The 26990-nt window shown below is 61.6% G+C and carries 27 protein-coding genes; 17 read left to right on the top strand and 10 right to left on the bottom strand.

The annotated features are described in order from the left end of the window. Positions 1–3 precede the first annotated feature (3 nt). The 3 genes from rlmD to B5G34_RS15910 all read right to left on the bottom strand — a co-directional run bounded on the left by rlmD (position 4) and on the right by B5G34_RS15910 (position 3234). Positions 4–1362, bottom strand: coding sequence for a 23S rRNA (uracil(1939)-C(5))-methyltransferase RlmD (gene rlmD, locus B5G34_RS15920; protein WP_204245968.1), 1359 nt, complete (start codon positions 1360–1362; stop codon positions 4–6). Then, the gene (locus B5G34_RS15915; RefSeq protein WP_087339835.1) at positions 1349–2173 is read right to left on the bottom strand and encodes a DUF4163 domain-containing protein; all 825 of its coding nucleotides are present in this window, start codon (positions 2171–2173) and stop codon (positions 1349–1351) included. Before B5G34_RS15915 ends, rlmD begins: the two co-directional genes overlap by 14 nt. A gap of 128 nt (positions 2174–2301) precedes the next feature. Further along, on the bottom strand, positions 2302–3234 hold the full coding sequence (locus tag B5G34_RS15910) for an AEC family transporter (RefSeq protein WP_087339831.1): 933 nt from the start codon (positions 3232–3234) through the stop codon (positions 2302–2304). A gap of 346 nt (positions 3235–3580) precedes the next feature. Between B5G34_RS15910 and B5G34_RS15905 the strand changes: the two genes are divergently transcribed. Beyond that, positions 3581–4033, top strand: coding sequence for a GNAT family N-acetyltransferase (locus B5G34_RS15905; RefSeq protein ID WP_087339829.1), 453 nt, complete (start codon positions 3581–3583; stop codon positions 4031–4033). Between the two features lie 80 nt (positions 4034–4113). Here the strand turns inward: B5G34_RS15905 and B5G34_RS15900 are convergent, their stop codons facing one another. Next, complete coding sequence (locus B5G34_RS15900; RefSeq protein ID WP_242957091.1) at positions 4114–4854, bottom strand: helix-turn-helix transcriptional regulator; 741 nt, start codon at positions 4852–4854, stop codon at positions 4114–4116. A 125-nt stretch (positions 4855–4979) separates the two neighbouring features. Beyond that, a complete protein-coding gene (locus B5G34_RS15895; protein WP_162609501.1) occupies positions 4980–6536 on the bottom strand; it encodes an S-layer homology domain-containing protein in 1557 nt (518 codons plus the stop codon). A 315-nt stretch (positions 6537–6851) separates the two neighbouring features. On the opposite strand from B5G34_RS15895, the gene B5G34_RS15890 reads away from it, so the two are divergent. Both B5G34_RS15890 and B5G34_RS15885 read left to right on the top strand, forming a co-directional pair. Beyond that, complete coding sequence (locus B5G34_RS15890; RefSeq protein WP_087339820.1) at positions 6852–8609, top strand: ABC transporter ATP-binding protein; 1758 nt, start codon at positions 6852–6854, stop codon at positions 8607–8609. 15 nt (positions 8610–8624) lie between these two features. Then, on the top strand, positions 8625–9737 hold the full coding sequence (locus tag B5G34_RS15885; protein WP_087339816.1) for a metallophosphoesterase: 1113 nt from the start codon (positions 8625–8627) through the stop codon (positions 9735–9737). A gap of 233 nt (positions 9738–9970) precedes the next feature. On the opposite strand, the gene B5G34_RS15880 is transcribed toward B5G34_RS15885, so the two are convergent. Then, positions 9971–10159 (bottom strand): hypothetical protein, encoded by a 189-nt coding sequence (locus B5G34_RS15880; RefSeq protein ID WP_087339812.1) that lies wholly within the window; start codon positions 10157–10159, stop codon positions 9971–9973. 221 nt (positions 10160–10380) lie between these two features. Here B5G34_RS15880 and B5G34_RS15875 point away from each other — a divergent pair, with 221 nt between their 5' ends. Together B5G34_RS15875 and B5G34_RS15870 are read left to right on the top strand one after the other, a co-directional pair. Then, entirely contained in the window at positions 10381–10731 is a 351-nt protein-coding gene (locus B5G34_RS15875) for an Asp23/Gls24 family envelope stress response protein (protein WP_087339807.1), read from the top strand. A 35-nt stretch (positions 10732–10766) separates the two neighbouring features. Next, the gene (locus B5G34_RS15870; RefSeq protein WP_087339804.1) at positions 10767–12443 is read left to right on the top strand and encodes a DAK2 domain-containing protein; all 1677 of its coding nucleotides are present in this window, start codon (positions 10767–10769) and stop codon (positions 12441–12443) included. A gap of 117 nt (positions 12444–12560) precedes the next feature. Here B5G34_RS15870 and B5G34_RS15865 read toward each other — a convergent pair whose 3' ends face one another. Beyond that, positions 12561–12848: a hypothetical protein gene (locus B5G34_RS15865; RefSeq protein ID WP_087339801.1), complete on the bottom strand. Its 288-nt coding sequence runs from the start codon at positions 12846–12848 to the stop codon at positions 12561–12563. Between the two features lie 95 nt (positions 12849–12943). Between B5G34_RS15865 and B5G34_RS15860 the strand changes: the two genes are divergently transcribed. After that, positions 12944–13123 (top strand): YlcI/YnfO family protein, encoded by a 180-nt coding sequence (locus B5G34_RS15860; protein WP_087339796.1) that lies wholly within the window; start codon positions 12944–12946, stop codon positions 13121–13123. 61 nt (positions 13124–13184) lie between these two features. Here B5G34_RS15860 and prmA read toward each other — a convergent pair whose 3' ends face one another. The 3 genes from prmA to B5G34_RS15845 are packed head-to-tail and all read right to left on the bottom strand — an operon-like array spanning position 13185 to position 15568. Beyond that, entirely contained in the window at positions 13185–14129 is a 945-nt protein-coding gene (gene prmA / locus B5G34_RS15855) for a 50S ribosomal protein L11 methyltransferase (RefSeq protein ID WP_087339793.1), read from the bottom strand. Beyond that, the gene (locus B5G34_RS15850) at positions 14129–15001 is read right to left on the bottom strand and encodes a DegV family protein (protein WP_087339789.1); all 873 of its coding nucleotides are present in this window, start codon (positions 14999–15001) and stop codon (positions 14129–14131) included. The genes prmA and B5G34_RS15850 overlap by 1 nt, the downstream gene beginning before the upstream one ends. A 24-nt stretch (positions 15002–15025) precedes the next feature. Then, a complete protein-coding gene (locus B5G34_RS15845; protein ID WP_087339786.1) occupies positions 15026–15568 on the bottom strand; it encodes a DUF1836 domain-containing protein in 543 nt (180 codons plus the stop codon). Between the two features lie 314 nt (positions 15569–15882). Here B5G34_RS15845 and B5G34_RS15840 point away from each other — a divergent pair, with 314 nt between their 5' ends. The 11 genes from B5G34_RS15840 (at position 15883) to B5G34_RS15790 (ending at position 26924) form a co-directional block, all read left to right on the top strand. After that, positions 15883–16743 carry a transporter substrate-binding domain-containing protein gene (locus B5G34_RS15840; RefSeq protein WP_242957089.1) on the top strand — a complete coding sequence of 287 codons (861 nt, stop codon included), beginning with the start codon at positions 15883–15885 and terminating at the stop codon, positions 16741–16743. Between the two features lie 70 nt (positions 16744–16813). Beyond that, the gene (locus B5G34_RS15835; protein WP_087339783.1) at positions 16814–17536 is read left to right on the top strand and encodes an amino acid ABC transporter permease; all 723 of its coding nucleotides are present in this window, start codon (positions 16814–16816) and stop codon (positions 17534–17536) included. After that, positions 17523–18245, top strand: coding sequence for an amino acid ABC transporter ATP-binding protein (locus tag B5G34_RS15830; RefSeq protein ID WP_087339779.1), 723 nt, complete (start codon positions 17523–17525; stop codon positions 18243–18245). The genes B5G34_RS15835 and B5G34_RS15830 overlap by 14 nt, the downstream gene beginning before the upstream one ends. Before the next feature lie 210 nt (positions 18246–18455). Beyond that, positions 18456–19640, top strand: coding sequence for a DEAD/DEAH box helicase (locus B5G34_RS15825; RefSeq protein ID WP_087339776.1), 1185 nt, complete (start codon positions 18456–18458; stop codon positions 19638–19640). A 68-nt stretch (positions 19641–19708) separates the two neighbouring features. Beyond that, positions 19709–19921 carry a PspC domain-containing protein gene (locus B5G34_RS15820; protein WP_087339772.1) on the top strand — a complete coding sequence of 71 codons (213 nt, stop codon included), beginning with the start codon at positions 19709–19711 and terminating at the stop codon, positions 19919–19921. A 161-nt stretch (positions 19922–20082) separates the two neighbouring features. Further along, positions 20083–20997, top strand: coding sequence for a phosphatidylglycerol lysyltransferase domain-containing protein (locus tag B5G34_RS15815; protein WP_087339768.1), 915 nt, complete (start codon positions 20083–20085; stop codon positions 20995–20997). A 252-nt stretch (positions 20998–21249) separates the two neighbouring features. Further along, a complete protein-coding gene (locus B5G34_RS15810) occupies positions 21250–22128 on the top strand; it encodes a GNAT family N-acetyltransferase (protein WP_087339763.1) in 879 nt (292 codons plus the stop codon). A 431-nt stretch (positions 22129–22559) separates the two neighbouring features. Further along, a complete protein-coding gene (locus B5G34_RS15805) occupies positions 22560–23501 on the top strand; it encodes an ABC transporter permease (RefSeq protein WP_087339761.1) in 942 nt (313 codons plus the stop codon). 1 nt (position 23502) lies between these two features. Beyond that, positions 23503–24807, top strand: coding sequence for an ABC transporter permease (locus tag B5G34_RS15800; RefSeq protein ID WP_087339759.1), 1305 nt, complete (start codon positions 23503–23505; stop codon positions 24805–24807). A 16-nt stretch (positions 24808–24823) separates the two neighbouring features. Further along, positions 24824–25897, top strand: a complete 1074-nt coding sequence (locus tag B5G34_RS15795) for an ABC transporter ATP-binding protein (RefSeq protein WP_087339756.1) — start codon at positions 24824–24826, stop codon at positions 25895–25897. Then, entirely contained in the window at positions 25890–26924 is a 1035-nt protein-coding gene (locus B5G34_RS15790; protein WP_087339753.1) for an ABC transporter ATP-binding protein, read from the top strand. Before B5G34_RS15795 ends, B5G34_RS15790 begins: the two co-directional genes overlap by 8 nt. The last annotated feature ends 66 nt before the right edge of the window (positions 26925–26990 follow it).

Below are 26990 nucleotides of genomic sequence, written 5' to 3'. Positions count from 1 at the left end.
GATTCAAGCATCTGTCCGGATCAGCCGGGCGGCGGTCTCCACATGGACGGTGCGGGGGAAGAGGTCCACGGCGGTGGCGGTGTCCAGCCGGTAGCCCAGAGCGGCGAACCGCTTCACGTCCCGGCCCAGGGTGGCCGGGTCGCAGGACACATAGACCACCCGGCTGGGGGCCATCTGGGCGATGGTAGCCACCACGTCCTCCGCCAGCCCCTTTCGGGGCGGGTCCACGCAGATCACGTCGGGCCGCACCCCCTCCCGGGCCAGTTGCCGGGCGGCCTCCCCTGCGTCGGCGCACAGGAAGCGGGCGTTGGTGATGCCGCTGCGGCGGGCGTTCTGGATGGCGTCGTCCACCGCCTGGGGCACCGCCTCGGCGCCCCACACCATGGCGGCCTGCCGGGCCATCACCAGGGAAATGGTGCCGATGCCGCAGTACAGGTCCAGCACGGTCTCCTTGCCGGTGAGCCCCGCCAGCTCCACCGCCTTGCCGTAGAGCACCTCGGTCTGGTCGGGGTTGACCTGGTAGAAGGAGGGGACGGACAGGCGGAAATGGGAGCCGCACAGGGTGTCGGACAGGAAGTCCTGGCCCCAGAGGGTGCGGTAGGAGTCCCCCAAAATCACGTTGGAGTGGCTCTTGTTGACTCCCAGCACGATACCTATAAGTCCCGGCTCGGCGGCGCGGAGGGTGCGCACCAGCTCGGCCTCACGGGGCACGCCCACCCCGTTGACCAGCAGGCAGCACAGGCTCGCCCCCCGGCGGTTGGTGCGTACATACACATGGCGCACCAGACCGGAGCGGGCCTTCTCGTTGTAGGCGGGAATGGAATATTCCACCATCCAGCTTTTCACCGCTCCCCGCAGGCGGGCGGCCGCCTGGCTCTGGAGCAGGCAGTCCTGTACGTCCACCACCTTGTGGGTGCGGGCCTGGTAGAAGCCGATGCGGGGGCCGGGCGCCACAGGGAATTGGGCCTTGTTGCGGTAGCGGTCGGGCCGGGCGGCCCCCAGGATCTCGGTGACATGAATATCTGCGCCACCCAGACGGCGGAGGCAGTCCTCCACCCGGGTGCGTTTGGCCTCCAGCTCCTCGGCGTAGGTGATGTGCCGGAAAGCGCAGCCGCCGCACCGGTCGTAGTAGGGGCAGTCGGGGGCGATCCGGGCAGGAGCGGGCTCGGTGATCTCCTTCACTACCCCCCAAAGGGCGGAGCGACCCACGTGGGTGAGCCGCACCTGGCACAGCTCTCCCCGGACGCCCCCCTGGACGAACACCACCATGCCGTCCAGCCGGGCCACACCGGCGCCGTCGCTGCTGTAGCCCTCGATGCGCAGGGGATAAGTATGGCCTTCCAGGGGCTTACTGGGCTGCATACAAGCTCACGTCCTTCAGTGTGTCATAGGGAAGCGTGACCTCCACGGGGGAGTGGAGATTGTTCAGGGTGTTGCCCTGGATCCAGAAGGTGTACCCATCGGAGGACAGGCAGAACTGCTCCGGCTGATAGGCGGCGGAGATCTGGGCCCAGGTATAGCCGCCGGCGGAGATCTCGGAGGAGGCCAGGAAGGCGTCCACCACCCGCTCCCGGACGGCCTGGGCGTCGGTGAAGAAGTCGGTGAAGGTCAGCTTGATGCCGGTCTGGGGGTCGAAATTCTCGGCCAGCTCAAACACGGTGGGGTAGGCTCCCCCGCTGTTGATGTACCAGGTGCGGCGGATACTGATGACCTGATCGGTGGAGAGGAGCACCTTGTAGCTCATCTCCTCGGTGACGGGAGAGAAGGAAAAGCCGGCGGCCTTGGACACGTCGTAGTCGGCCACCACCTGCTCGTAGTTTTCCTCGGCGCCCTCCATGCGGCTGGCGCCGTCCTCCTTATACCAGTTGTTGATGACTTCGCCGGCAGGGCAGGTATCGGTGTTCTGCACCATGGGCAGGGTGTAGCGCACGCTCATGACCTGGGTGCCGTCTCCGGCGGTGTAGGTCTGGGTAAAGACCTGCTCTCCCCACTGAGGGGGCTCGGCAGGCGGGGCGGGTGTGGCGGTAGGCGTGGGTTCGGGCGTGGGGGTAGCCGTGGGTGTGGCCGCGGCGGTGGGGGAGGGTGTGACCTCCGGAGCCGGTCCGCTGCAGGCGGCCAGAAAAACGGCCAGAACCAGGGCGGCCGCCCCGGTCAGAATGGTCTGCTTTCTCATGGTAACCTCCGTTGTGCTGTGGGCGACAGTCCGCCCGGGGTATGGGATGATTCCAATATTTTAACACTGGCCCGCCTGTGAAGTAAATGGTAAAAGCCATTTTGTAAGCATTTGAAACTATTTCGCCCTCAGGCCGCCCCGCTGAGAATGGCGGCCAGCACCCCGCAGCAGGGCAGGGTGAGGACGGAGAAAAGGGTGGTGACGGTGACCAGCTGGGCGCTGGTGGACACGTCCTGACCGTACTTTTGGGCGAACATGGCGGTGATGCTGGCGGTGGGCACCCCGGCCAGCAGCACCAGAGTGCAGTACAGGTCGGGCTCGGGATGGAGGGGGAAGAGGACCAGAGCGGTGAGCAGGGGCATGGCCACCAGTTTCAGCAGGGCGGCGGCCAGGATGGACCGGTTGCGGAAGACCGCCTTCCAGTCGGCGGCCGCCATCTGAGCCCCGATGATGACCATGGCCAGGGGGGTGTTCATGCTGCCCAGAAAGCTGACAGCGTTGCCCACCATGGGCGGGAGGATGATGCCGCACAGGAAGAGGGCCAGGGCGATGATGGTGCCGATGATGCCGGGGTTGAGGACGGCCTGCTTCAGGGAGACCTGCTTGCGGCCTCCCATGAGCACCACGCCGTGGCTCCAGTTATACACGTTGAAGATGACCAGATTGATGACGCCGTACACCAAGGCGTGGTCCCCCAGCACCAGCTGGATCAGGGGCAGGCCCATAAAGCCGGCGTTGCCGTACAGAGTGCCGAAACGGAGGGCCTTGGCGGTGGCTTCGGGCTGCTTCCGGAACAGGGGGATGGACAGCAGGCAGTAGAGGGCGTACAGGGCGATCACCAGCAGAGAGGCGTATTCCATGGCCCCCAGCAGGGCGGGGGTGCGCTCCAGCTGCAGGGAATTGATGAGCATGCAGGGGAGCACCACGGTGAGCAGCAGATTGGTCATTTGGGGGATGGACGCCTGGGTCAGCTTGCCCATTTTGGCCAGCACGAAGCCCACCGCCATCATCAGAAACATGGTGCCCACCTGGGAGGCCACCATCAGCAGATATTCCAGCATTGACTTTCCCTCTTTGTCTGTAAAAAATCCAGCCCATTCTATCACCAAACCGGAACGGAAGCAAGCCGGCCGCCTGTTTTGGGCAAAAAGCAGTGATTGACAGGATGGATGAGCGGTATTATGATAATATCAAATTGAAAGGAAAGCGAGGTGCTTCATTATGAGAAATAACAGAGGGAACAGGAAATCTGAATATCTTTTGAAGGCCTCGGCTGCAGTATAATCGCTTTTGATAGACTTCTTTTGCCGTGGTGGATCAACCACGGCTTTTTTGCGTCTTGATGCAATCGTTGGTTCTTCCATAGATATTCATACAAACCAGACAGGACGATTTATGGAGGAATTTATGATTCAACTCAGAAACATTACCGAAGAAAACTTTATCGACGCATTTCATCTGAACCTTGCACCGGGACAGGAGCGTTTTGTCTCCCATCCGATCCGCAGCCTTGCACAAGCCTACGTCTATCGGGAACAATGCCAGCCTTTTGGAATTTATAAAGGTGACACCATGGTGGGCTATGTTATGGTGATTTACGACTATGATATCCCGGAATATGACATATGGCATATGGTTGTGGATGAATCCTATCAGGGCCGGGGCTATGGCAGCGCTGCATTGGACCGGGTACTGGATTACATCGGGACCAAACCCTTTGGCGCTTCCAATCGGGTAACCTTGACCTGTAACAGAGAGAATGTCCGGGCACTGAATCTGTATAAAAGCAAAGGCTTTACAGAGACCGGAGCAGAGGACGGGGATGAAATAGAGCTGACGCTCCGTTTATCGGAGAGATAGCCAAGCCAGCCAGCGGCGGACCTCATCCTGTTCGGGCGGAAAAAAGACCGGCAGCCTGTCTCACAGGCTGCCGGTCGGTATCATTGATACTTTTTGCCCACCAGGTAGAAGGGGATGAACAGCCCGCCCAGGGTGAGCACCAGGATCACCCACAGCTGGATCACTTCCCATAGGGCAGGAACCAGCAGCCCCAGGGCCAGAGACAGCAGAGGCAGCCCGGCCATGACGGTGCAGGACCACACCCGCCCCGCCGTAACGATGTGGGGCCAGTTGCGGTTGTTGAAGGTGAGACCGGGCATGTTCATGCGGAAGGGCCCGTCCACCACCATGCCGATGGGATGCTGGTCGTAGAGCTCCGGCAGGGTGAGCCGGGTGAAGAAGCAGAACCAGGCCCCAAAGATGGCCCCCAGCAGGACGGGGGTCAGCAGCACCTCGGGGATGCCCGTCCAGGTCCAGTTGGCCCACAGCCCCAGCACGCCCATGACCAGAGACAGGCCGTACCACAGGGGCCAGCGCCCCTTCTCCTGCCAGGCCCGCTTGGGCTTGCCCCCGGCGTAGCGGATGGCGGTCTTGACCACATCCTCCACCGCCTCCGGCTCCATGGGCTTCTCCTGCCGCTGGCAGAGCAGCAGCTCGGTCACCGTCACCCCCAGCAGCTCGGCCAGAGGGATGAGCAGGGCGGTGTCCGGGATGCTGGCGCCCGTCTCCCACTTGCTCACCGCCTTGTCGGTGATGTGGAGCTGGTCGGCCAGCTCCCGCTGGGTCCAGCCCTTTTCCTTCCGCAGCCCGGCCACAAAGGCGCCAAAGGCCTGTTTGTCCATGTCGTACACAGGGATCACCTCTCCTCTTCAGCATAGCTCATGGACAGAAATTTGGCAACCGAACAGCGGTAGAGTGGGGAAAAAACCGCCCCGGAAGCTCCGGGGCGGTGTATGGGGCAGCTGTGTTATGCCTCAGGATAGCGGGTGCGCACGGAGAAGCCGGACTGCTCCAGACTGGCTCGGGTCACTTCCCGCCCCCAGTGGATGGAGCTGTTGAAGTTGCCCTCGGTAACGATCACCGAGTTGCTCTTTTTCTCCAGGACCACGATGGTGTGGTAGTTCCCCACCCGGATCAGGTCCCCCACCCGGATCTGGTCAAAGGAGGTGTGGGTCCGGGCGGGCAGATCGCCAAAGGCCGTATCGCTGCAAATCAGAGCAAAGCCTTCGCAGCCGTAGCCGGTTAAATGCATGGCGTCAGAGTGGTAGTAGTTGTCGTTGGTCCAGCGCATCCCCTCGGGATAGTCTGCCTTGAGGGCCACGATGGTGTTGTAGACCTCCTGCTCCGTGGGACCCTGGGAGGTCTGGTCCTGGCCGCCGGGCTGAATGGGCGTGCCGTCGGACAGCTGCTTCCACAGGCAGTAGACCACATCGGAGCGGGGACAGTTTGCTTTGGCACTGAAGGTCAGCCCGTCGGTGAGGCCGTTTTTGGAGGCCCAGCTAACTGCCGCGGCGGACCAGTCGCTGCCGGCGGCGCTCTCTCCCATGGCCCGGCAGAGCATGGTCAGGATCTGGTCATAGGCCAGGGTAACGGTGGGCCCGAACTGGTTGTTGCCGATGCCGCCGGTGATCCCCTGCTCCGCCGCCCACAGGACGGCCTTATAGTAGTAAGATCCCTTGTTGGTCACGTCCGTATAGGGGGAGACCAGGGAGGAGGGCTCCGGCGATCCGGCGGCCCGCCACAGGAAGGTCACAGCCTCGGCCCGGGTAACGGTGGCGGCAGGCGAGAAGGTGGTGGCGGAGGTGCCGCCGGTGACGCCGTTTTCCTTGGCCCATACCACCGCGTCGGCGTAATAGTCGCTCTCGTGTACGTCGGTAAAGCCGGCCACAGTGTCGGCGGTATCTTGATACATGTAGAGATTGCGCTGGTACTCGGTATAGACGGCATCCTCGCCGGGCTGGGTGTTGGTGATTGCCGAGTCAAAGTAGAAGCAGTGGAGCAGATAGGCCCCGTCGGTTCCGGCGTCAGGCAGGCGGAAGGTACAGGACTCCCCGTAGTCCAGCAGCTTGCCCGGACGGTCATCCTCCGTCACCGCGCCCAGGAGCCAGTAGCCGTACCAGACGGAGATCCACTGGCCGTTTTCGCCCAAATAATAAAGGTCCTCATCCACATCGCAGAAATATCCGCCGGGAATCTGGATCGTGCTTCCGTCATAGCCCGTCATGGAGGTCTTGGGATAGTATACCTCACAGTACATGTACACAAACCCGGTATCAGAGGGGTTGGTGTTGGTCACTGTAATTTGGCCGTCTGGTTCTATGGCGTAATAGAAATCATCCGTTACTTCAAAACTGTCATAGACCTCTTCGCCGGGCCGTCCATAGCTGAGGGTAAAGGTGTGGCCGGTTGTCGTCTTCACAGCGTCAGACTGAATGCCGAAATAGTCCGGCATCTCTGTCTGCTCCGCGGCATAGACCGGGACGGCGCCTGTCAGCAGGAGGATTGCCAGCAAAGCGCCTAACATTCGTTTCCATCCTTCCACTGGGACCAACTCCTTTGCAAAAAATGAATGGATCTGCGGGCAGTAAGCATGGCGCGGATGATTTGCTGCGTGGGGGGTATTCCCCCATAGAGACAGGGGGTGCGATACTCCCACGCCCGCCCGTTCCATTCGCTTGATTTTATTGTACTGCAACGCTTGGAAGGGTGCAACCGGTTTTTCCTGGCCCTGGTGTTGATGGGGCATTCTGGGCCTTCTTTTGCGTGAGCGCCATCGGTTGACAAAGCCAACCATGGCGGGCTATACTACAAGGTAACGGATTTTTGAGAGGAGAGAGTCATGACCAACCAAAAAGACTTTAAAAACCGGGGCTATCTGCGGATATTCGCTTCCTATTACAAGCCCCACTGGAAGCTGTTCCTGCTGGATATGGTGTGCGCCCTGCTGATCTGCATCGTGGATCTGCTCTTCCCCATGGTGTCCCGTGAGGCCATGCAGAACCTGCTGCCCAACCAGATGTTTACCGCCTTCTTTGTGGTCATGGCCGCCCTGGCCCTGGCCTATGTGCTCAAGGGGGTATTCTACTTCATCGTCACCTACTGGGGCCACTTGCTGGGCGTGCGCATGGAGGCGGATATCCGCCGGGACCTGTTCTCCCACATGCAGGACCTGTCCTTCTCCTTCTACGACAAGAACCGCACCGGCCAGCTCATGAGCCGGGTCACCGGCGACCTCTTTGAGATCACCGAGCTGGCCCACCACGGCCCGGAGGACCTGTTCATCTCCTCGGTGACCATTCTGGGCGCCTTCTGCATCATGCTCACCATCCAGTGGCAGCTGGCCCTGGTGGTGTTCGCCGTCATCCCCATCTTCATCGCCTTCACCGCTCTCACCCGGAAGAAAATGATGCGGGCCTCCATCGAGGTCAAGGCCAAGCTGGCCGGTATCAACGGCGAGGTGGAGTCCTCCATCTCCGGCATGCGCACCGCCAAGGCCTTCGCCAACGAGGACGCTGAGAGCGCCAAGTTCAACGCCGCCAACGACCAGTTCCGGGGGGCCAAGCGGGGCTACTACAAGACCATGGCCTTCTACCAGTCGGGTATGGAGTTCTTCATGGGCATCCTGTCGGTGCTGGTCATCGCCTTCGGCGGCTTCCTCATCATGGAGGGCCAGATGGACTTCATCGACCTGACCACCTTCGCCCTGTACGTCACTACCTTTATTACCCCCATCCGCAAGCTGTCCGCCTTTGTGGAGCAGTTCATGCAGGGCATGGCAGGCTTCAAGCGGTTCACCGAGCTCATGCGGGTGGAGCCTGACATCCAGGACGCCCCCGATGCCCGCACCCTGGACCACGTGAAGGGCGACATCCTGGTGGACGACGTGACCTTCCGGTACGAGTCCTCCCCCGAGCCCGTGCTGGAGCACATCACCCTCCACGTCAGCCCCGGCGAGACCGTGGCGGTGGTGGGCCCCTCCGGCGGCGGCAAGTCCACCCTGTGCCAGCTCATTCCCCGGTTCTATGACGTCACCGACGGCCGGGTGCTGGTGGACGGTCAGGACGTGCGGGAGCTCAAGCAGCACGACCTGCGGGAGCACATCGGCATCGTTCAGCAGGATGTGTTCCTCTTTGCCGGCACCATCTACGACAACATCCGCTACGGCCGGCCCGACGCCACCGAGGCGGAGATCATCGAGGCCGCCAAGCGGGCCGAGATCTACGACGATATCCTGGAGATGCCCGAGGGCTTCCAGACCCAGGTGGGCGAGCGGGGCGTCATGCTCTCCGGCGGCCAGAAGCAGCGGGTGTCCATTGCCCGGATCTTCCTGAAAAACCCGCCCATCCTCATCCTGGATGAGGCCACCTCCGCCCTGGACACCGTCACCGAGGCCCGCATCCAGTCCGCCTTTGACGCCCTGGCCCAGGGCCGCACCACCCTCATCATCGCCCACCGGCTGTCCACCATCCGCTCCGCCGGGCGCATCGTGGTCATTGACGGCTGCGGCATCGCCGAGGAGGGCACCCATGAGGAGCTGATGGCCAAGGGCGGCGAATACGCTAAGTTGTATCAGGCTCAGAAATCAGTTTCCGTATAAAGCGAGGTGGTCACCATGGCACGAAAGGCCCGGATACAGCGGCTGGAGTTCCCCGCCGGACGGCGGGTGCTGGTGATCAGTGATATCCACGGCAGCCTGCCCCTGTTCCAGGGGGCGCTGGACCGGGCGGGCTACGGCCCCGACGATATCCTGGTGCTGCTGGGGGATCTGGTGGAAAAGGGCCCGGACAGCCTGTCGGTGCTGCGCTATGTGATGGAGCTCTCCCGACGCCGGACGGTGTACTGCGTCCGGGGCAACTGCGACGACCTGGTCACCGAGTTTGTGGAGTCCCCCCAGGTGCGGCCCGAGTTCTTCCACCACTACCTCAACGTGTGGCGCAGCCGGTGCACCCTGCTCCAGATGGGCCAGGAGGCGGGCTTTGAGACCCGCTCCCCCGACGACCTGCCCGCCCTGCGGCAGGTGATCCTGGAGCACTTCCAGCCGGAGCTCCGCTTTCTGGACGCCATGCCCGAGATCCTGCTCACCCCGGACTACCTGTTTGTCCACGGCGGGGTGTGGGACGAGGACCGGCTGGAGGATATGTCCGCCTGGGACTGCATGAAGAACGACAGCTTTTTGGACCGGGGCGTGAAGTTCCGCCGGTGGTGCATCGTGGGTCACACCCCGGTGACCCTCTATAACCCCTGTGTGCCCACCACCCATCCCCTGGTGTGTGAGGAGCAGCACATCGTCTCCATCGACGGGGGATGCGCCCTCCAGCGGGACGCCCAGCTCAACGCCCTGGTGCTCCCCCAAAAACCGGGAGAGGGCTTTTCCTGGTTTGCCTGCGACGGCCTGCCCACCGCCATGGCGCTGGACCCCCAGGAGGAGACCAAGGAATCGGTGAACGTCCGCTGGGGCCACAGCCAGGTGGAGGTGCTGCTGCGGGGCGGGGCCCTGTGCCGCTGCCGCCATCTGGAGAGCGGCCGGCAGGTGGATGTGCTCACCGACTACCTCTACCGCTCCGGGGAGGATACCCTGTGCAAGGAATCCACCGACTACCGCCCGGCGGTGGAGCCGGGGGACATCTTGTCCATCGTCCGCCGGCTGGCAGACCGGGCCCTGGTGAAGAAAAACGGGGTCACCGGCTGGTACTTCGGCCGTCTGTGCCGCCCGCCTCAGAAATAAAAAAGGCCGCTGCCTACGGCAGCGGCCTTTTTGTACTTGAAAAGCCTCGCAGAGTTCGCGCCCGCAGGCGCGAAAAAAGTCCAAATCTGTTTTTGACCGCGACATGTGCGTGGGCAAAAACACTTCTCAGCCTGCAAGTGTGGAATTTGTCCGCTTACAGCGGACAGATTCTGCGCGCGGCGGGCTGAATACCTGTTCCCCAAAGCGGCAGGGCCGCTTTGGGGAGGTGACTTTTACTCTTCCCAGTCGGCGAAGTCCACGTCCTCCATGGAGCAATCGCAGTCAGTGCCGGAGATCAGGCTCTTCACCTTGCACACCAGCTCCATGATTTTATCCCAGTAAGCCACGGCGGCATAGATCACCGCACCCAGCATTGCCAGTACGGCCAGGATCTTCACCATCCAGCAGAAAAACTTTTTCATCGTCCGACAGCCTCCTTTTGTGGTAAAAACAAAATACCGATGGGTACAGTGTACACGGTTTTGGGGGAAATTACAAGTGTACATTCCCACTTTGCAGAAACTTTTTTCCCTTGTAATTTGGAGTGAAATGGAATACAATAGAAGGACAAATCAAGGGAACCTTTTCCCCCGCTTTGACGGGGATGCCATGAAGACACCCCACGAAAGGAAGGGATCAGTCAATGAAGCTGCAAACCGAACGGGGCGATATCACCATCAGCAGCGAAGTGTTTACCAATATCACCGGCGCCGCCGCCACCAACTGCTACGGCGTGAAGGGCATGGCTGTGCGCTCCAAGACCGACGGCCTGGTCCACCTGCTGCGCAGGGAATCCATGGGCAAGGGCGTCAAGGTCACCTATAACGAGGATTCCACGGTCTCCATCGAACTGCACATCATCGTAGACAACGGCGTGAATCTGATGGCGGTGAGCCGCTCCATCATGAGCGAGGTCCGCTATATCGTGCAGCGTACCACCGGCGCAGAGGTGCGCAATGTGGACGTTTGCATTGACTCCATGGTCATCGGCTGAGGCCGGCCCGCCCATTGAAAGGAAGGAACACAGACATGAGAGAGCGCATTGACGGAGCGTCCTTTGCCCAGGCTATCATCCATGCGGCAGCCTCCATCAATCTTGAGAAACAGCAGATCAACGAGCTGAACGTATTCCCCGTGCCTGACGGCGACACCGGCACCAATATGGGCCTGACCATCTCCACCGCTGCCACCGAGCTGCGCAAGAAGCAGCCCCGCACCGTGGGAGAAGCTGCGGGCACCACCGCCTCCGCTCTGCTGCGGGGGGCCCGGGGCAACTCGGGCGTCATCCTGTCCCTGCTCTTCCGCGGCTTTTCCAAGGCCGTGAAGGACAAGGACGAGATCGACGGCCGGGATCTGGCCATCGCCCTGGATTTCGGCGTGGCCGCCGCCTATAAGGCAGTCATGAAGCCCGCCGAGGGCACCATTCTTACCGTGTCCCGTCTGGCCGCCGCCCGGGCGGCCGACGCCGCCCGCAAGACCCCCAACGACCCCGAGGCCGTGCTGGAGGCCGCCATTGCCGAGGGCCAGGTGGCCCTGGAGCACACCACCGAGATGAACCCTGTCCTCAAGAAGGCGGGGGTGGTGGACGCCGGCGGCAAGGGTTTCCTGGTGATTCTCCAGGGTATGCTGGACTCCCTGCGGGGTCTGCCCCTGCCTGAGGGCGGAGAGGAGAGCGCCAAGTCGGAGAACAAGACCGACTATGCCGCCATTGCCGCCGAGGAGATCACCTTCACCTTTGACACGGTGTTTATCGTCCGCAAGACCTCCGACAAGGGCCTGGAGTCCTTTGAGGCCTATTTGAACAGCATCGGCGACAGCCTGGTTATCGGCGAGGACGACGACTGCTTCAAGGTCCACGTCCATACCGACATCCCCGGCGCCGCCCTGACCGAGGCCCAGAAGTACGGTACCCTGGAGCTGGCCAAGATCGAGAACATGCGCACCCAGGCGGAGGATTTGGCCGCCGGGCGCCACATCCAGAGCACCGACGATCTGGAAGACGACCACGACCACCAGGAGGGCGGCCGGAAGATCGCCGCCCCCGAGAAGAAGTACGGCGTGGTGGCGGTAGCCGCCGGCGAGGGCCTGGCCGCCGTGTTCCGGGACCTGGGCGCCGACGGCGTCATCAGCGGCGGACAGACCATGAACCCCTCCACCGATGATATCATGAAGGTGATCGACGCCACCCCGGCGGAGATCGTCTTTGTGCTGCCCAACAACGGCAACATCATCATGGCTGCCCAGCAGTGCGTCCCTCTGGCCGAGGGCAAGCAGGTTGTGGTGCTGCCCACCAAGACGGTGCCCCAGGGCATTTCCGCCCTGATGGTCATGGACCTGGAGGCCTCCCAGGAGGACAACGTGGCCGCCATGACCGAGGCCATCGGCAACGTCCACACCTCCGAGATCACCTATGCTGCCCGGGATTCCGACTTTGACGGCTTTGCCATCAAGCAGGGGGACTATCTGGCCCTCACCGAGCATCAGCTCTTCGGTACCGATACCGATCTGGACGCCCTGCTGCGCCGCCTGGCCGAGGCCGACGCCCAGCAGAGTGCCGAGTTCATCAACATCTTCTACGGCGAGGACGTTACTGAGGAAGAGGCCCAGAAGGCGCTGGAGCTCTTCACCCAGTGCTGCCCCAAGGCCGAGATCACCCTGCTCTCCGGTGGTCAGCCCGTGTACTACTATATGATCTCCGCGGAGTAATCCAAAACGAACACCGGCGCCGCCCTGTCTGGGGCGGCGCCGGTTTTTGCTTTCATGGGGCGGAGACCGGCGGGCGGCCGCAAGGGCCGCCCCTACGCGGGCTGCGGCCCCGTCCTCCTATCCGGTTTCCCCTCCGGAGCAGTATTCCTCCGTCCAAATCTCCAGAGCTTCTCTGGTTCCATGGAGCATGCCCCGGTAATAATAGTAGCGGCAACAGCTGTGCAGGTACTGCTCCGCGCTTTCCAGATATTGCTCCAGCAGACGGCTTTTTTCTCCGGTCAGCCCCTGACGGAGTGCCGCCAGGTCCTGTCGAACGGTCTCCATCACCCGGCAGGTCTCCCAGGTATAAGGGCCTTTACCAACACCGAAGGGCGGGCACTGCTGATAGGCGCTCTCCCAATCCATCCTATTACCTCCTGGTGTCTTACTTTTTGTCTTACATACTTATAACACAGCACGTATTACATTGTAAATGACAAAATGTAAGACGGGGTGATCGTATGGCAAAATTCAAGCTGCCCGCCGTTCCCGGGACCACCTCCAAGACCATCCGCTTCCCCAATCAGATCCTGGAGGAGGTGGAGAAGGCCATTCAGGGCACGGACTGCAACTTCTCCCAGTTCGTCATCGAGGCCACCCGGGTGGCGTTGGAAAATTTGAAGGAAGAGACGGACCAATAGAGTCCCCCATTGAGAGGCAAAAAAGGACGTACCGCCTGCGGTACGTCCTTTTTCGTGCACATTATGCCAGCTTTGCGGCCAGGGAGACCCAGCCGTTCTGCTCCCGGCGGCGGATGATATGCAGGCCGTTGCGCTCCAAAGCGGCCTGGACCTCGTCGGCCCGGGTGTCAATGATGCCGGAGCACAGGAATACGCCGTCAGATGTCATCCACTCCCCCGCTTTGGCGGACAGAGGCATGATGACGTCGGCCACGATGTTGGCCAGCACCAGGGGGCAGCGCTGCTGCCCCAGTTCCTTCACCAGCGCCTGGTCGGAGAGCACATCCCCCGCCCGGACGGTGTACCGGTCTCTGCCGATGCCGTTGAGACCGGCGTTCTCATAGGCCACATCCACCGCCTTGGGATCAATGTCCACCGCCACGGCGGTGGAGGCCCCCAGGGCCATGGCGGCGATGGACAGGATGCCGCTGCCGCAGCCCAGGTCCAGCACCGGCTGGCCGGGCACCACATATTCCTCCAGCCCCATGAGACACAGCTGGGTGGAGGCGTGGTTGCCGGTGCCGAAGGTGAGGCCGGGGTTGAGGTACACCGGCGTGCGGCCCTCCGGCGGGGTCTGATCCTTCTCCCACTCGGGGACGATCCACAACTTCTCCCCCACCGTCATGGGCTTGTAGTACTTCTGCCAGGAGTGGGCCCAGTCGTTGTCCCCCAGGGACGCGGTGGTGTAGGGCTTGTCGATGCCCTCCAGCCACTGCTTCAGCTGGGCCTTGCCGTGGTCGTCGTCGGTGACATAGAACTTGACCCGGCACACTCCCTTCATCTGCTCCATCAGGTCCTCGTCCACATAGTCCCAGTACTGACGGTTCTGCTCCAGGAAGGTCTTGAAGTCCTCCTCGTCCTCAATGGCGAAGCCGGTGACGCCGTTGGCGGTGAGCCGGGCGCACAGACCGTCCAGCTCCTCCTCGGTGGTGTCCAGCACCACCTCCAGCCACTTGATATCCTCCATCACCGCTCACTCCCCAGGAAGAACAGGGCCACGGTGCCGGGGCCGGAGTGGGCGCCGATGACGGGACCCACGTAGTTGATGATGACGGTCTCCACCCCAAAGCGGCTCTTCACGTCATCGGCCACCTTCTGGGCGTCGGCCAAACAGTCGCCGTGACTGATGAAGATGACCTGGTCTTTCAGGTCCAGCACGGTCTCCTCCATGTGGTCCACCAGGGCCTTCAGGGAGGCGTTGCGGCCCCGGGCGGTGCCAACCTTGATGAGGTGGCCTTCGTTGTCCACATGCATCACCGGCTTGATGGACAGCATGGTGCCCAGCACGGCGGTGGCGGCGGAGATACGGCCGCCCCGCTTGAGGAAGTGGAGGTCGTCCACGGTGAACCAGTGGCACAGGTTCAGCTTGTGCTCCTCGGTCCAGGTCCGGACCTCCTCCATGGTCTTGCCCTGCTGCTTCATCCGGGCGGCATACCACACCAGCAGGCCCTGGCCCAGGGAGGCGCACAGGGTATCCACCACGGCCACCTTCCGGTCGGGGTACTGCTCCATCAGCTCCCCGGCGGCGATCTGGGCCGAGTTGCAGGTGGTGGACAGGCCGGAGGAGAAGGCCAGCACCAGCACGTCCTTGCCCTCCTTCAGCATGGGCTCGATGGCGTCGGTGTAGGTGGCCACGTTGACGGCAGAGGTGGTGGCCATGGCCCCGCCCCGCAGGCGGGCGTAGAAGTCCGCCGGGTCAATGTCCCGGTTGTCCGGCCAGTTGTAGTAGATCTTATCCTCCATGGTGAAGGACAGGGGGATTACCTCTACCCCCAGCTCCTTCACCAGTTCCGCCGTCAGGTCGGCGGAGGAATCAGTCAGAATCACATAATCTCCCATTGTTCAGAGGACCTCCTGTATCATTCAGTCTTTTTCGCGTTTTTTCTTTTCTTTTTCATTGGGGGGCTGCTTGGCCCGCAGCAGCTCCAGAATGCGCTGGCAGGCCAGCTTGTCGGCGTAGCTGCGCAGGGCCAGGGCCATAGCCAGGCCGGGCAGGTCCTCCTCCCCGGCGGTGGGGTCCAGGGAACCGGCGGTCACGTCCAGGGCCCGATCCAGCTCCATGCGGAACTGCTCATACAGTTCGCTGGGCTCCCTGCCCTGGGCCGCCGAGGCCAGCAGCAGGCCGGCGTCCTTCACCGACAGCACCTGCTTGAGGGCGCACAGGGCGGTGAGATAGGCCAGGTGGGTGCGGGAGTACCGCTTGCCCTCCGCCCGGGGCATGGCCCCGTCCTTAATATAATTATTCACCATGGCGGAGGTGAGGGCCTCACCCTCCCCGTAGTGGATGAGCTGGCGGGGCATATAGCTGATGAGCTGGTCCATATACAGCCCGATATCCGGGAAACCCTCCCAGTCCACCGGCCGCTCTCCCTCCAGCCGCTCTTTCAATGCGCGGATCTCTTCCAAAAGGATGCCTCCTTTCTGGTTTTCAAAACCATATGTGAACATATCGCCGTCATTATACCACATTGTTTTCCCGGAAGTAAACCCCTTCAAACGCTGAAAACAGGCCCCTTTGCTCACATAACAGCATTATGTGACTGTCACCCCCTTCCACAGCAGCGCGGAGAGAGAACGGGGGAAAACCTTTCGGTTTTTTGTTGGGTTTGACGAATGAATAAATATTGCATTTTTTTGCATATGGTGTATAATAAGAGTCACCTAATTCAAGGAACACAAAGAGGAACGCGTCAAACGCAATGAATAGGAGAGAATACAGTATGAAGAATTTCAAGAAGCTGGCCCTCATGGGCCTGACCGCGGTTATGTCTCTGTCCCTGCTGGCCGGCTGCGGCGGCGGCAACGCCGGCAATGCCGAGACTCCCTCCGGCAACAGCAATACCCCTTCTGTTGAGAGCAACACTCCCGCCGCCACCGGTGAGTTCACCACCGTGGAAGAGGGCAAGCTCCACATGTCCACCAACGCCGCCTTCCCTCCCTATGAGATGACCACCGACGACGGCGGCTTCGAGGGCATCGACGTGGAGGTGGCTCAGGCCATCGCCGAGAAGCTGGGCCTGGAGCTGGTGGTGGACGACATGGGCTTTGACGCCGCTCTCACCGCCGTGCAGACCGGCCAGAGCGACATTGCCATGGCCGGCATCACCGTCACCGATGAGCGCCTGGAGGTCATGGACTTCTCCGACAGCTATGCCACCGGTGTGCAGGTGGTCATCGTCAAGGAGGACTCCCCCATCCAGACCATCGACGACCTGGCCAACGCTGACATGATCGGCTGCCAGACCGCTACCACCGGCTACATCTACTGCTCCGACACCCCCGAGAACGGCGGCTACGGCGAGGACCACGTCACCGCCTATGAGAACGGCGCTCTGGCCGTCATGGCTCTGGTCAACGGCCAGGTGGATGCTGTGGTCATCGACAACGAGCCCGCCAAGTCCTTTGTGGCTCAGAACGAGGGCCTGAAGATCCTGGATACTGAGTTCGCCGTGGAGGACTACGCCATCGCCTTTGCCAAGGGCAACACCGCTCTGAAGGATGCCGTGAACACCGCTCTGAGCGAGCTGATCGCCGACGGTACCGTCCAGTCCATCGTGGACAAGTACATCACTGCTGAGTAAATCCAACTACAAGAAAGGGCGGCCTTTCCGGCCGCCCTTTTTTCCCGTAGCCTGAGAGAAGGAGGCAATTATGTTTGAATGGCTGAACAATTTGGGGCCCCGGCTGGATGCCGCCTTTTTGGAGGGGGACCGCTGGCAGCTCTACCTCCAGGGCCTGCTGACCACCATCGAGCTGACGGTGGTATCCCTGATCGTAGGTGTTGCCCTGGGTGTTCTGGTGGCGGTCATCCGTACCGCCCATGACCAGCAGCGCCCCGGCCGCCGGAAGAGCATCCCTCTGGGCATCCTCAACATCATCTGCAAGATCTACACCACCGTCATCCGGGGTACCCCCATGCTGGTGCAGATCCTGATCTGGGGCTTTGTGGTCTTTGCTTCCAGCCGGAACAAGTTCATGGTGGGCGTGGTGGCTCTGGGCATCAACTCGGGCGCCTACGTGGCGGAAATCGTCCGGGGCGGCCTGATGAGCGTGGACGTGGGCCAGACGGAGGCGGGCCGGTCCCTGGGCCTGGGCTATCTGGATACCATGCGCTTTATCGTCATTCCCCAGGCCTTCAAGAACATCCTGCCCTCCCTGGGCAACGAGTTCATCACCCTGTTCAAGGACACCTCCCTGGTCAACACTATCGGCCTTACCGAGCTGACCTACCGGGCGGCCCGTATTGCCGGCAATACGTTTGACTACATGCCCCCCTACATCGGCATCGCCATCATGTATCTGGTGGTGGTCATTCTTCTCACCTGGCTCCAGGGCAAACTGGAAAGGAGGCTGCGTCAAAGTGATCGACGTTAAACATCTGACCAAATCCTTTGGGGATCATCTGGTGCTGGACGACATTTCCGAGCATATTTATCCCGGAGAAAAGGTGGTCATCATCGGCCCCTCCGGCTCGGGCAAGTCCACCTTCCTGCGCTGCCTCAACCTGCTGGAGACCCCCACCGCCGGTACCATCAGCTTTGAGGGTACCAATATCACCGATCCCAAGACGGATATCGACAAGATCCGCCAGCACATGGGCATGGTGTTCCAGCACTTCAACCTCTTCCCCAATATGACCATCCGGAAGAATATCACCCTGGCTCCCGTGCGCACCAAGCTGATGAGCCAGGCTGAGGCCGACGATCTGGCCACCGCCCTGCTCAAGCGGGTGGGCCTGGATGAGAAGGCGGATTCCTACCCCGCCCAGCTCTCCGGCGGCCAGAAGCAGCGCATTGCCATCGTCCGGGCCCTGGCCATGAAGCCCAAGGTGATGCTGTTCGACGAGCCCACCTCCGCCCTGGACCCCGAGATGGTGGGCGAGGTGCTGGAGGTCATGAAGCAGCTGGCTGACGAGGGTATGACCATGGTGGTGGTCACCCACGAGATGGGCTTTGCCCGGGAGGTGGGCAGCCGGGTCCTGTTTATGGACGGCGGCCACATCCTGGAGCAGAACGAGCCCCACGCCTTCTTTGCCAACCCCAAGGAGCCCCGCACCATCGAGTTCCTGTCCAAGGTTCTGTGATCCCAAGCCCCGGCCCGCCTGACGGCGGACCGGGGCTTTTTTGGCCTCTGAGGGGAAAGGATTGCAATTTTTCGGGGAATATGATACACTTTTCCGGTACGATTTGAGGTCGCGCCCCGGGGAAAGAGGGCGTTGGGTACGAAAGGGAGTTTCGATGCCTGTGGGGACCTTGAATCAGGCAGATTGAAACGGAAAGGAAGTTTTGTACCCATGGAAATCAACGGCGAGCAGGTCAACGAGATCGTCAACTACGCCGACCTGGGCCTGTCCCCTGAAGTGATGAAGGCCATCGACAAAAAGGGCTACGTCCAGGCCACCCCGGTGCAGGCCGGGGCCATCCCCTACTTTATGCAGTGGAAGGACGTCATTGCCAAGGCCCCCACCGGCACCGGCAAGACCTTTGCCTTCGGCATCCCCATGGTGGAGCACATCGACCCGGAGCGGGAGGAGGTCCAGGCCCTGGTGCTGGCCCCCACCCGGGAGCTGGCGGTGCAGATCCAGGAGGAGCTGCGGGACCTGTGCGAATTCAAGGAGGGGGTGCGCACCGTGTGCCTCTACGGCGGCGCCCCCATCGACAAGCAGATCAACACCCTGAAGAAACGCCCCCAGATCGTGGTGGCCACCCCCGGCCGGCTCATGGACCACATGAAGCGGCGCACCGTGCGCCTGGACAAGGTGGAGACTGTGGTGCTGGACGAGGCCGACCGCATGCTTGACATGGGCTTTGTCCGGGACGTGACCCGCATCCTGGACCAGCTGAAGCACCGGAAGAACCTGGGCATGTTCTCCGCCACCATCAGCCGGGAGGTCATGGACATCTCCTGGGTGTACCAGCGTGACCCCATTGAGATCACCGTCCGCCCGGTGGAGGAGTCCAAGCCCGATATCACCCAGTACCGTATCGACCTGGACGGCCGGGAGAAGAAGCTGGACACCATCGTGGCCCTCATCACCCACGGGGAGTACGAGCGGGCCATCGCCTTCTGCAACACCAAGAACATGACCGACCGGCTGGCCGGCCTGCTCCAGATGCGGGGCATCTCCTGCCAGGCCATCCACGGTGATATCCAGCAGCGGGTGCGGGAAAAGACCCTGGAAAAGTTCAAGAAGGGCGAGATCAAGGTGCTGGTGGCCACCGACGTGGCTGCCCGGGGCCTGGACATCGACGACGTGGACGCGGTGTTCAACTACGATGTGCCCGACGAGATGGAGAACTACACCCACCGCATCGGCCGTACCGGCCGGGCCAAGCGCCACGGTGTGGCCTATACCTTTGTGGCCACCGTCACCGAGAGTGTGCGTATGGACGACATCATCCGCAACACCAAGGCGGAGGTCCAGCGTCTCAAGTATGACGCCGACGGCTGCCTCATGCTGGTGGAGGAAGGGACATAACTGATTCTTGGAAAAATTCTGGACTTTTGCACCGTGATGTGCTATTTTAATAAAAAGGAGGGGTGTCTATGAACTGGCATCAGAAGTTCTATCGTGTGGAGCGGGGCGCCAAGCTGGCCGGCGTGTGCGGTGGTCTGGCGGAGTGCCTGAACATAGACCCCACTCTGGTCCGGCTGGGCTGGATCGCCCTGACCCTCTGCTCCGTGGGGCTGTGGAGTATGATCTATCTGGCGGCAGCAGTCCTGCTTCCCCGCAAAAGCCAGATCTATCCTGAGCTGTAAGGGTGTACTGCCACCCGGTCCCAACATCAGACAGCCACGGGCGGCCTTTTGGCCGCCCGTTTTTGCTCTTCCGGGCCCGTTCGCCGGATTTCCCTTGCCAATTCCCCAAGGCCGTGATATCATGTCGGCATACTGGGAAATGGTTAGGAGAGAAAAACCCCATGATCGAATTCAAAGCGCCCACCCCGGCGGACAAGGCCTGGGTGGACGGACTGCTGGCCCGGGGCAACTACCGGGGCTGCGACTATAACTTTACCAATATCTATGTATGGAAAAAGGCCTTCAACGTGGAGATTGCCCAGGGGAACGGCTTTTTGTTCACCCACCTCTGCGGCCGGATGGGATGCAGCTACCTGTACCCCGCCGGGGCGGGGGATATTGCCGGGGCCATCCGCACGCTGAAGGCCGAGGCCGACGGCCGGGGCCAGCCCCTGCGGCTGGTGTGCCTGACCCGGGGCCAGATGGCCGAGCTGGAGGAGTTCTTCCCCGACCAGTTTGACTATGTGGCCGACCGGGACGGCTACGACTACCTCTATGAGATCGACCGGCTGGCCGACCTGGGGGGCAAGAAGCTCCACGCCAAGCGCAACCATATCAACCGCTTCATGGAGAACAACCCCACCTGGACCTATGAGGAGATCACCCCGGAGAGCCTGCCCGAGTGCCTGGAGATGGACCGGGAGTGGTACCGCCGCTCCCTCCAGCGGGAGGGCGAGGCGGAAGAGCGGGACCTGGGCGACGAGGGCATTGCCCTGCGTACCGCCATGGAGCACTACCAGGAGCTGGGCCTGGAGGGGGGACTGATCCGGGTGTACGGCGAGGTGGTGGCCTTCACCATGGGGGACAAGCTGTCTGCCGACACCTACGACGTCCATTTTGAGAAGGCCTACGGCGAGCTCCAGGGGGCCTATGCCATGATCAACCGGGAGTTTGCCCGGTGGGTGCGCCAGCGCCACCCGGAGGTGAAGTACCTCAACCGGGAGGATGACATGGGCGTGGAGGGCCTGAGAAAAGCCAAGCTGTCCTACTACCCCGACCTGCTGGTGGAGAAGTACGCCGCTGTCATGAAGGAATGACCGGCAGGCCCTCCACAGGGACCCGCGCAGCGGGACGCGCATTGCGCGAACAAGCTGCCCGGAAGGGCGGCTTGCCGCAGGGCGGATTGATTCCGCCCGAGGAAGTAAAAGAAAGGGGTACCCGCCGCACCGAAGGTGCGGTGGGAGGGCCTGAGAAAAGCCAAGCTGTCCTACTACCCCGACCTGCTGGTGGAGAAGTACGCCGCCATTATGAAAGCGTGAATGCGGACAAGAAATGAGAGGAGTGTTCTCATGGTAGAGATCCGTCCGTCCCGACCGGATGAAGTACAGATCCAGAAGGAGCTGTGGCAGGCGGCCTTTGGGGATGATCCCCGCTATATCGACTGGTTCTACCAGTGCTGCTGGCGGCCGGAGGACATGCTCCTGCTGCTGGAGGACGGAAAGCTGGCCTCCATGCTGGCCCTGCTGCCCCAGACCGTCACCCTGCCCGGCGGCGGTACCGCCGCCGCCTGGTATATCTATGCTCTGGCCACCGACCCCGCCGCCCGCAGCAAGGGTTACGGCCGGCAGCTGCTGCTCTATGCGGACGAGTTTCTCCGGCAGCGGGGGGCGGACTGCGTCACCGTGGTGCCCGCCGAGGCCAGCCTGTTCAAATTCTTCTCCATGGTGGGCTTTCTGCCCGGCTTCTTCACCCGAAAGGTGGAGCTGCTGCGCAGCATGACCACGCCCTCCCGCCCGGAGGACAAGGTGGAGCCTATCGGACCGGAGGAGTACAACGAGATCCGCCGCAGCGCGCTGGAGGGCATCCCCTCTGTGCTCTACGGAGAGGAGCTCATCCGCTACCAGGAGGGCATGGGCAAGCTGTCAGGCGGCGGACTGTACCGCATTATGGTAGGGGATTTCCGGGGCTGCGCCGCCGCGGAGTATCTGAATGAAGAGAGCGTGCTCTTCAAGGAGCTGCTGCTGCCGCCGGAGCATATGCCCCGGGGGCTGGCCGCCCTGGCGGCCAAAATGCCCGGGCAGCGGTGCTTTGTGCGTACCCCCGCCCAGTGGGACGGCATGCAGGGCAGCTATCTCCAGCCCTTCGGCATGGTCAAGTGGTACAACCGGGAGAAGGGGGCCCTCTGGGGCGAGGAGACCCAGGGCTATATGGGCCTGGGCTTCGACTAAAAGAGCAGATGCAACGGGGCGGACGGACGCGGTTTCCCGCGTCTGTCCGCCCCGTTTTTATCCCCTCGGGGTCGTTTTGCAACCGGGCGGTGGGGCGGGATTCAAAGCCGCCCTTTTGCAGGATTTCCGTTAAAATGAATATTGTGGCCTTTTATATGAATATTTATTAGCGAATTTTACCGCGCTAGTGAGAAAAAGCGTCGAAAAGCAGGCGGTACAAGGGAAAAAAGCACCATCCTTCGAAAGAAAAAATGGACAATTATGCAGAAAAGTGTCCTCTTACCAAGGACAGCTGCAAGATTTGACGGCTATTCCATCAAATTCAGGCCGTAGAACTCTTGACGGAAAGGGGTATTTACGATAAAATAAACAGACGTTTATTGTGGGGCAATTTACGAGAATGCACAGAGAATGGTATAGGAAGTGAAGAAATGGCAAAATACATTTTGAAAAGAGTGTTGATGGCAGTGCTCACGCTGTTTATCGTGACCTGCCTGACCTTTTTGCTCATGAACGCCATTCCGGGCAATCCCTGGCTGTCTGAGAAGACCCCGCCTCAGGCCACCATCGATGCTCTGAATGAGAAGTATGGCCTGGATCAGCCGGTCATCGTTCAGCTGGGCAAGTATCTGGCGAACATTGTCCATGGCGACTTCGGCAACTCCATCAAGATGCAGAAGGACCGTCCCGTGCTGGAGATCATCACCACCATGTTCCCCGTCTCCGCCACCATCGGTATCATCGCCATTTTGTGGGCTATTTTGGTGGGCGTCCCATTGGGCTGTCTGGCCGCCTACAAGCGGGGAACGTGGGTGGACAGCCTGCTGCGGGTCATTTGTACCATAGGCATATCCATGCCAGGCTTCGTGGTAGCCACGATGCTGCTCTATGTGTTTGCAGGCGGCATCGAGGGGATGAAGTTCTTCCCCACCATCTTTGACGGAAGCATACGCAGCTATGTGCTGCCCTGCCTGGCCCTGGGCTTCTATCCCATGTGCTATCTGTCCCGGCAGACCCGTACCGCCATGCTGGACTCCATCAACCAGGAGTACATCAAGACTGCCCGGGCCAAGGGTCTGAAGAACAAGAAGATCATCTTCAAGCATGCCCTGCGCAACGCTCTGATCCCCGTCATCACCTACCTGGGCCCCCAGATTGCCTTTACCCTGTGCGGCGGCTTCGTGGTGGAGACCGTCTTCTCCATCCCCGGCCTGGGCCGCTACTTTGTCTCGTCCATCCAGAACCGTGACTACCCCATTATCATGGGCACCACCATTTTCCTGGCCGCCTTCATCATCGTGATGAACCTGGTGGTGGACCTGCTGTACAAGCTGGTGGATCCTCGTATCAATCTGAGCAAGGGAGGGAACTGAGTTGGAGAACAAGAGAAAGAAAGTCCTCGGCTCCCTTCAGCCCGACGTGGAGGATATCCTGCACTGGAACGACCTGCCGGAGAATGCCTTCGAGCCGGCTACCACCCAGGAGAAGGAGAGCTTCATTCAGGACCGCAAGAGCGTGTCCTACTGGAAGGACGCCTGGCGGCGTCTGCGCCACAACAAGGTGGCCATGGTGGCCATGGTCATCGTCATCCTCATCGGCCTGTTCGCCTTTGTGGGTCCCCTGCTGGTGCCCTACAGCTATGACCAGGTGATCCCCGGCGCCAATAACATCCACCCCTGGCACTACTCCCTGGAGGACCAGGAGAAGCTGGCCGAGGCCCAGATGACCCCGGATGAGGCGGTGGAGGCCGCCCGCGCCGAGGCCGCGGCCGAGGGCCGCGAGCTCAGCCGCGTGGAGGAGGCCACCATCCGCGCTCAGGCCAAGACCAGCGGCGCCAGCACTGACGTCAACGAGCTGCGCAAGGAGTTGGGCATCAAGGCCAAGCCCTTCGGCTATACCAACGACGAGCTGGAGCGCATCGCCAACGGCGAGTCCGTCTTCCCCCACGTCTTCGGCTGTGACACCCAGGGCCGTGACATCATGGTGCGTACCATGATCGGCGCCCGTGTGTCCATGATCGTGGGTATCTGCTGCGCCATCATTGTGCTCATCATCGGCGCCATCTACGGCTCCATCTCCGGCTACTTCGGCGGCAAGGTGGACGCTGTCATGCAGCGCATCGTGGAGATCATCTACACCATTCCCGAGGTGCTCATCATCCTGCTGCTGGGCGCCACCCTGAAGCCCCTGTTTGAGGACTTCCAGAACTCGGGTGACGGTCCCCTTCAGGAGCTGGTCACCGTGCTGGGCCCCAACCTGATCTCTATCTTCATCGCTTTCGGTCTGCTGTACTGGGTGACCATGAGCCGCATCATCCGCGGCCAGATCCTCCAGCTCAAGCAGCAGGAGTATGTCACCGCCGCCCGGGCCCTGGGCGCCAAGGGCGGGCGCATCATCAAGCGCCATCTGCTGCCCAACTGCGTGGGCCAGATCGTGACCACCACCTTCCTGCAGATCCCCTCCGCCATCTTCACCGAGTCCTTCCTGTCCTTCCTGGGCATGGGCGTTTCCGCCCCCATGACCAGCCTGGGCTCCATGTGCTCGGACGCCCTGAAGGGTCTGACCAGCTACCCCTACCGTCTGTTTATCCCCGCCGCCATCCTGAGCGTCATGATCCTGTGCCTGAACCTGTTCGGCGACGGCCTGCGGGACGCCCTGGATCCCCGGCTGAAGAAGTAAGAAAGGAGGAGACATCATGGAAAACAACGAAAAGAGCGGCAAGCTGCTGGAAGTCAAGGATCTCCACGTCTCCTTCTTCACCCCCGCCGGCGAGGTGAAGGCCGTGGGCGGCATCAGCTATGATCTGAACTATGACGAGGTCATGGGCATCGTGGGCGAGTCCGGCTCCGGCAAGAGCGTGGAGGCCTACTCCATCATCGGCCTGCTTCAGTCCCCCGGCAAGGTGGTGGGCGGTTCCATCACCTTCGAGGGTGAGGACATGCTGGCCAAGAGCAAGGACGAGATGATCGACCTGCGGGGCAACAAGATCGCCATGATCTTCCAGAACCCCATGACCTGCCTCAACCCCGTGTACACCATCGGCAACCAGCTCATGGAGGCCCTGAAGGCCCATGACAAGAAGGTCACCAAGGAAGAGGCCGCCAAGCGGGCCATGGAGATGCTGGAGCTGGTGGGCATCAACAACGTGGAAAAGCGCATGAAGCAGTATCCCCATGAGCTGTCCGGCGGTATGCGTCAGCGCGTCATGATCGCCATGGGCCTGATCTGCCATCCCCAGCTGCTCATCGCCGACGAGCCCACCACCGCTCTGGACGTGACCATCCAGGCTCAGATCCTGGAGCTTATGAAGGAGCTGCAGAAGAAGACCCACATGGGCATCATCTTCATCACCCACAACCTGGGCGTGGTGGCCGAGATCTGCGACAAGGTCTCCGTCATGTACGCCGGCAAGATGGTGGAGCAGGGCCCCGTGGACGACATCTTCTACAAGCCCGGCCATCCCTACACCATGGGCCTGCTGCGGTCCATGCCCCGTGTGGACGCCGAGAGCTACGAGCGCCTGATCCCCATCGAGGGTACCCCCGTGGATATGCTCAATCCTCCCGAGGGCTGCCCCTTCGCCCCCCGCTGCGAGTACGCCATGAAGATCTGCCTGCAGAAGATGCCCCCCTATGTGGAGCTGGGCGACAACCACCGCTCCGCCTGCTGGCTGCGGGTGCAGGAGCAGATGGCCAAGGAGAAGGCCGGCCAGACGGACGCCAAGCCCGCGGCAGAGACCGAGAACAAGGAGGCGGGCGACCATGAGTGAGAAAAATGATATCCTCGTTCAGGTGGACCACCTGAAGAAGTACTTTGGCGTCAAGGGCGTCAAGGGCCCCGGCGTCCAGGCCGTGGAGGACGTGTCCCTCTTCATCAGACGGGGCGAGACCCTGGGTCTGGTGGGCGAGTCCGGCTGCGGCAAGACCACCCTGGGCCGTACCATCCTCCAGCTCCATCCCCCCACGTCCGGCAAGATCGTCTATGACGGTCAGCCCATCTTTGAGGGCGAGGACCCCTGGCAGAAGGATGAAAACGGCAACCTGATCCACGTCAAGACTCCCAAGCCCACTGTGGCCAACATGCTGCCCTACCGCCGGAAGATGCAGATCATCTTCCAGGACCCCTCCGCCTCCCTGGACCCCCGTATGACGGTGGGCGAGATCATCGGCGAGGCTCTGGACATCCATAAGCTGTGCCCCAACAAGAAGGACCGCACCGACCGCATCAAGGAGTTGCTGGCCCGGGTGGGTCTGAACACCGAGCACGCCAACCGCTATCCCCATGAGTTCTCCGGCGGCCAGCAGCAGCGCGTAGGTATTGCCCGCGCCCTGGCGGTTAAGCCCGAGTTCATCGTGTGCGACGAGCCCATCTCCGCTCTGGACGTGTCCATCCAGTCTCAGGTGGTCAATATGCTGGAGGACATGCAGCAGGACCTGGGCCTGACCTACCTGTTCATCGCCCACGACCTGTCCGTGGTGCGCCACATCTCCAACCGCATCGGCGTCATGTACCTGGGCACCCTGGTGGAGCTGGCCGAGAGCTATGAGCTCAACAAGAACCCCATCCACCCCTATACCAAGACCCTGCTGTCCGCTGTGCCTGTGCCTGATCCCGAGGTGAGCCGGTCCCGGCAGCGGATCGTCCTCCAGGGCGATATCCCCTCCCCCATGAATCCCCCCACGGGCTGCCGGTTCCATACCCGCTGCCCCTATGCCACTGAGAAGTGCAAGCAGGAGGTGCCCCAGTTCAAGGAGCACGCGCCGGGTCACTACGCGGCCTGTCACCTGCTGGGCTAAGCGTGCTCCTGCGAGCGCAGGCGAGCCGCCGCGCAAGCGGCGTCCAAGCGTTTTGGGCGTTGCCCA

It is taken from the genome of Flavonifractor sp. An82, assembly GCF_002159265.1.
GTDB lineage: Bacteria > Bacillota > Clostridia > Oscillospirales > Oscillospiraceae > Flavonifractor.
Note: the sequence above shows the minus strand (reverse complement) of the source record. Positions and strands in the feature narration are given on the sequence as shown.

Excerpts from the sequence above, each read along its gene's own strand:
- rlmD (WP_204245968.1), bottom strand. The coding sequence starts at position 1,362 with ATGCAGCCCAGTAAGCCCCTGGAAGGCCATACTTATCCCCTGCGCATC.
- B5G34_RS15915 (WP_087339835.1), bottom strand. The coding sequence starts at position 2,173 with ATGAGAAAGCAGACCATTCTGACCGGGGCGGCCGCCCTGGTTCTGGCC.
- B5G34_RS15910 (WP_087339831.1), bottom strand. The coding sequence starts at position 3,234 with ATGCTGGAATATCTGCTGATGGTGGCCTCCCAGGTGGGCACCATGTTT.
- B5G34_RS15905 (WP_087339829.1), top strand. The coding sequence starts at position 3,581 with ATGATTCAACTCAGAAACATTACCGAAGAAAACTTTATCGACGCATTT.
- B5G34_RS15900 (WP_242957091.1), bottom strand. The coding sequence starts at position 4,854 with ATGGACAAACAGGCCTTTGGCGCCTTTGTGGCCGGGCTGCGGAAGGAA.
- B5G34_RS15895 (WP_162609501.1), bottom strand. The coding sequence starts at position 6,536 with ATGTTAGGCGCTTTGCTGGCAATCCTCCTGCTGACAGGCGCCGTCCCG.
- B5G34_RS15890 (WP_087339820.1), top strand. The coding sequence starts at position 6,852 with ATGACCAACCAAAAAGACTTTAAAAACCGGGGCTATCTGCGGATATTC.
- B5G34_RS15885 (WP_087339816.1), top strand. The coding sequence starts at position 8,625 with ATGGCACGAAAGGCCCGGATACAGCGGCTGGAGTTCCCCGCCGGACGG.
- B5G34_RS15880 (WP_087339812.1), bottom strand. The coding sequence starts at position 10,159 with ATGAAAAAGTTTTTCTGCTGGATGGTGAAGATCCTGGCCGTACTGGCA.
- B5G34_RS15875 (WP_087339807.1), top strand. The coding sequence starts at position 10,381 with ATGAAGCTGCAAACCGAACGGGGCGATATCACCATCAGCAGCGAAGTG.
- B5G34_RS15870 (WP_087339804.1), top strand. The coding sequence starts at position 10,767 with ATGAGAGAGCGCATTGACGGAGCGTCCTTTGCCCAGGCTATCATCCAT.
- B5G34_RS15865 (WP_087339801.1), bottom strand. The coding sequence starts at position 12,848 with ATGGATTGGGAGAGCGCCTATCAGCAGTGCCCGCCCTTCGGTGTTGGT.
- B5G34_RS15860 (WP_087339796.1), top strand. The coding sequence starts at position 12,944 with ATGGCAAAATTCAAGCTGCCCGCCGTTCCCGGGACCACCTCCAAGACC.
- prmA (WP_087339793.1), bottom strand. The coding sequence starts at position 14,129 with ATGGAGGATATCAAGTGGCTGGAGGTGGTGCTGGACACCACCGAGGAG.
- B5G34_RS15850 (WP_087339789.1), bottom strand. The coding sequence starts at position 15,001 with ATGGGAGATTATGTGATTCTGACTGATTCCTCCGCCGACCTGACGGCG.
- B5G34_RS15840 (WP_242957089.1), top strand. The coding sequence starts at position 15,883 with ATGAAGAATTTCAAGAAGCTGGCCCTCATGGGCCTGACCGCGGTTATG.
- B5G34_RS15835 (WP_087339783.1), top strand. The coding sequence starts at position 16,814 with ATGTTTGAATGGCTGAACAATTTGGGGCCCCGGCTGGATGCCGCCTTT.
- B5G34_RS15825 (WP_087339776.1), top strand. The coding sequence starts at position 18,456 with ATGGAAATCAACGGCGAGCAGGTCAACGAGATCGTCAACTACGCCGAC.
- B5G34_RS15820 (WP_087339772.1), top strand. The coding sequence starts at position 19,709 with ATGAACTGGCATCAGAAGTTCTATCGTGTGGAGCGGGGCGCCAAGCTG.
- B5G34_RS15815 (WP_087339768.1), top strand. The coding sequence starts at position 20,083 with ATGATCGAATTCAAAGCGCCCACCCCGGCGGACAAGGCCTGGGTGGAC.
- B5G34_RS15810 (WP_087339763.1), top strand. The coding sequence starts at position 21,250 with ATGGTAGAGATCCGTCCGTCCCGACCGGATGAAGTACAGATCCAGAAG.
- B5G34_RS15805 (WP_087339761.1), top strand. The coding sequence starts at position 22,560 with ATGGCAAAATACATTTTGAAAAGAGTGTTGATGGCAGTGCTCACGCTG.
- B5G34_RS15795 (WP_087339756.1), top strand. The coding sequence starts at position 24,824 with ATGGAAAACAACGAAAAGAGCGGCAAGCTGCTGGAAGTCAAGGATCTC.
- B5G34_RS15790 (WP_087339753.1), top strand. The coding sequence starts at position 25,890 with ATGAGTGAGAAAAATGATATCCTCGTTCAGGTGGACCACCTGAAGAAG.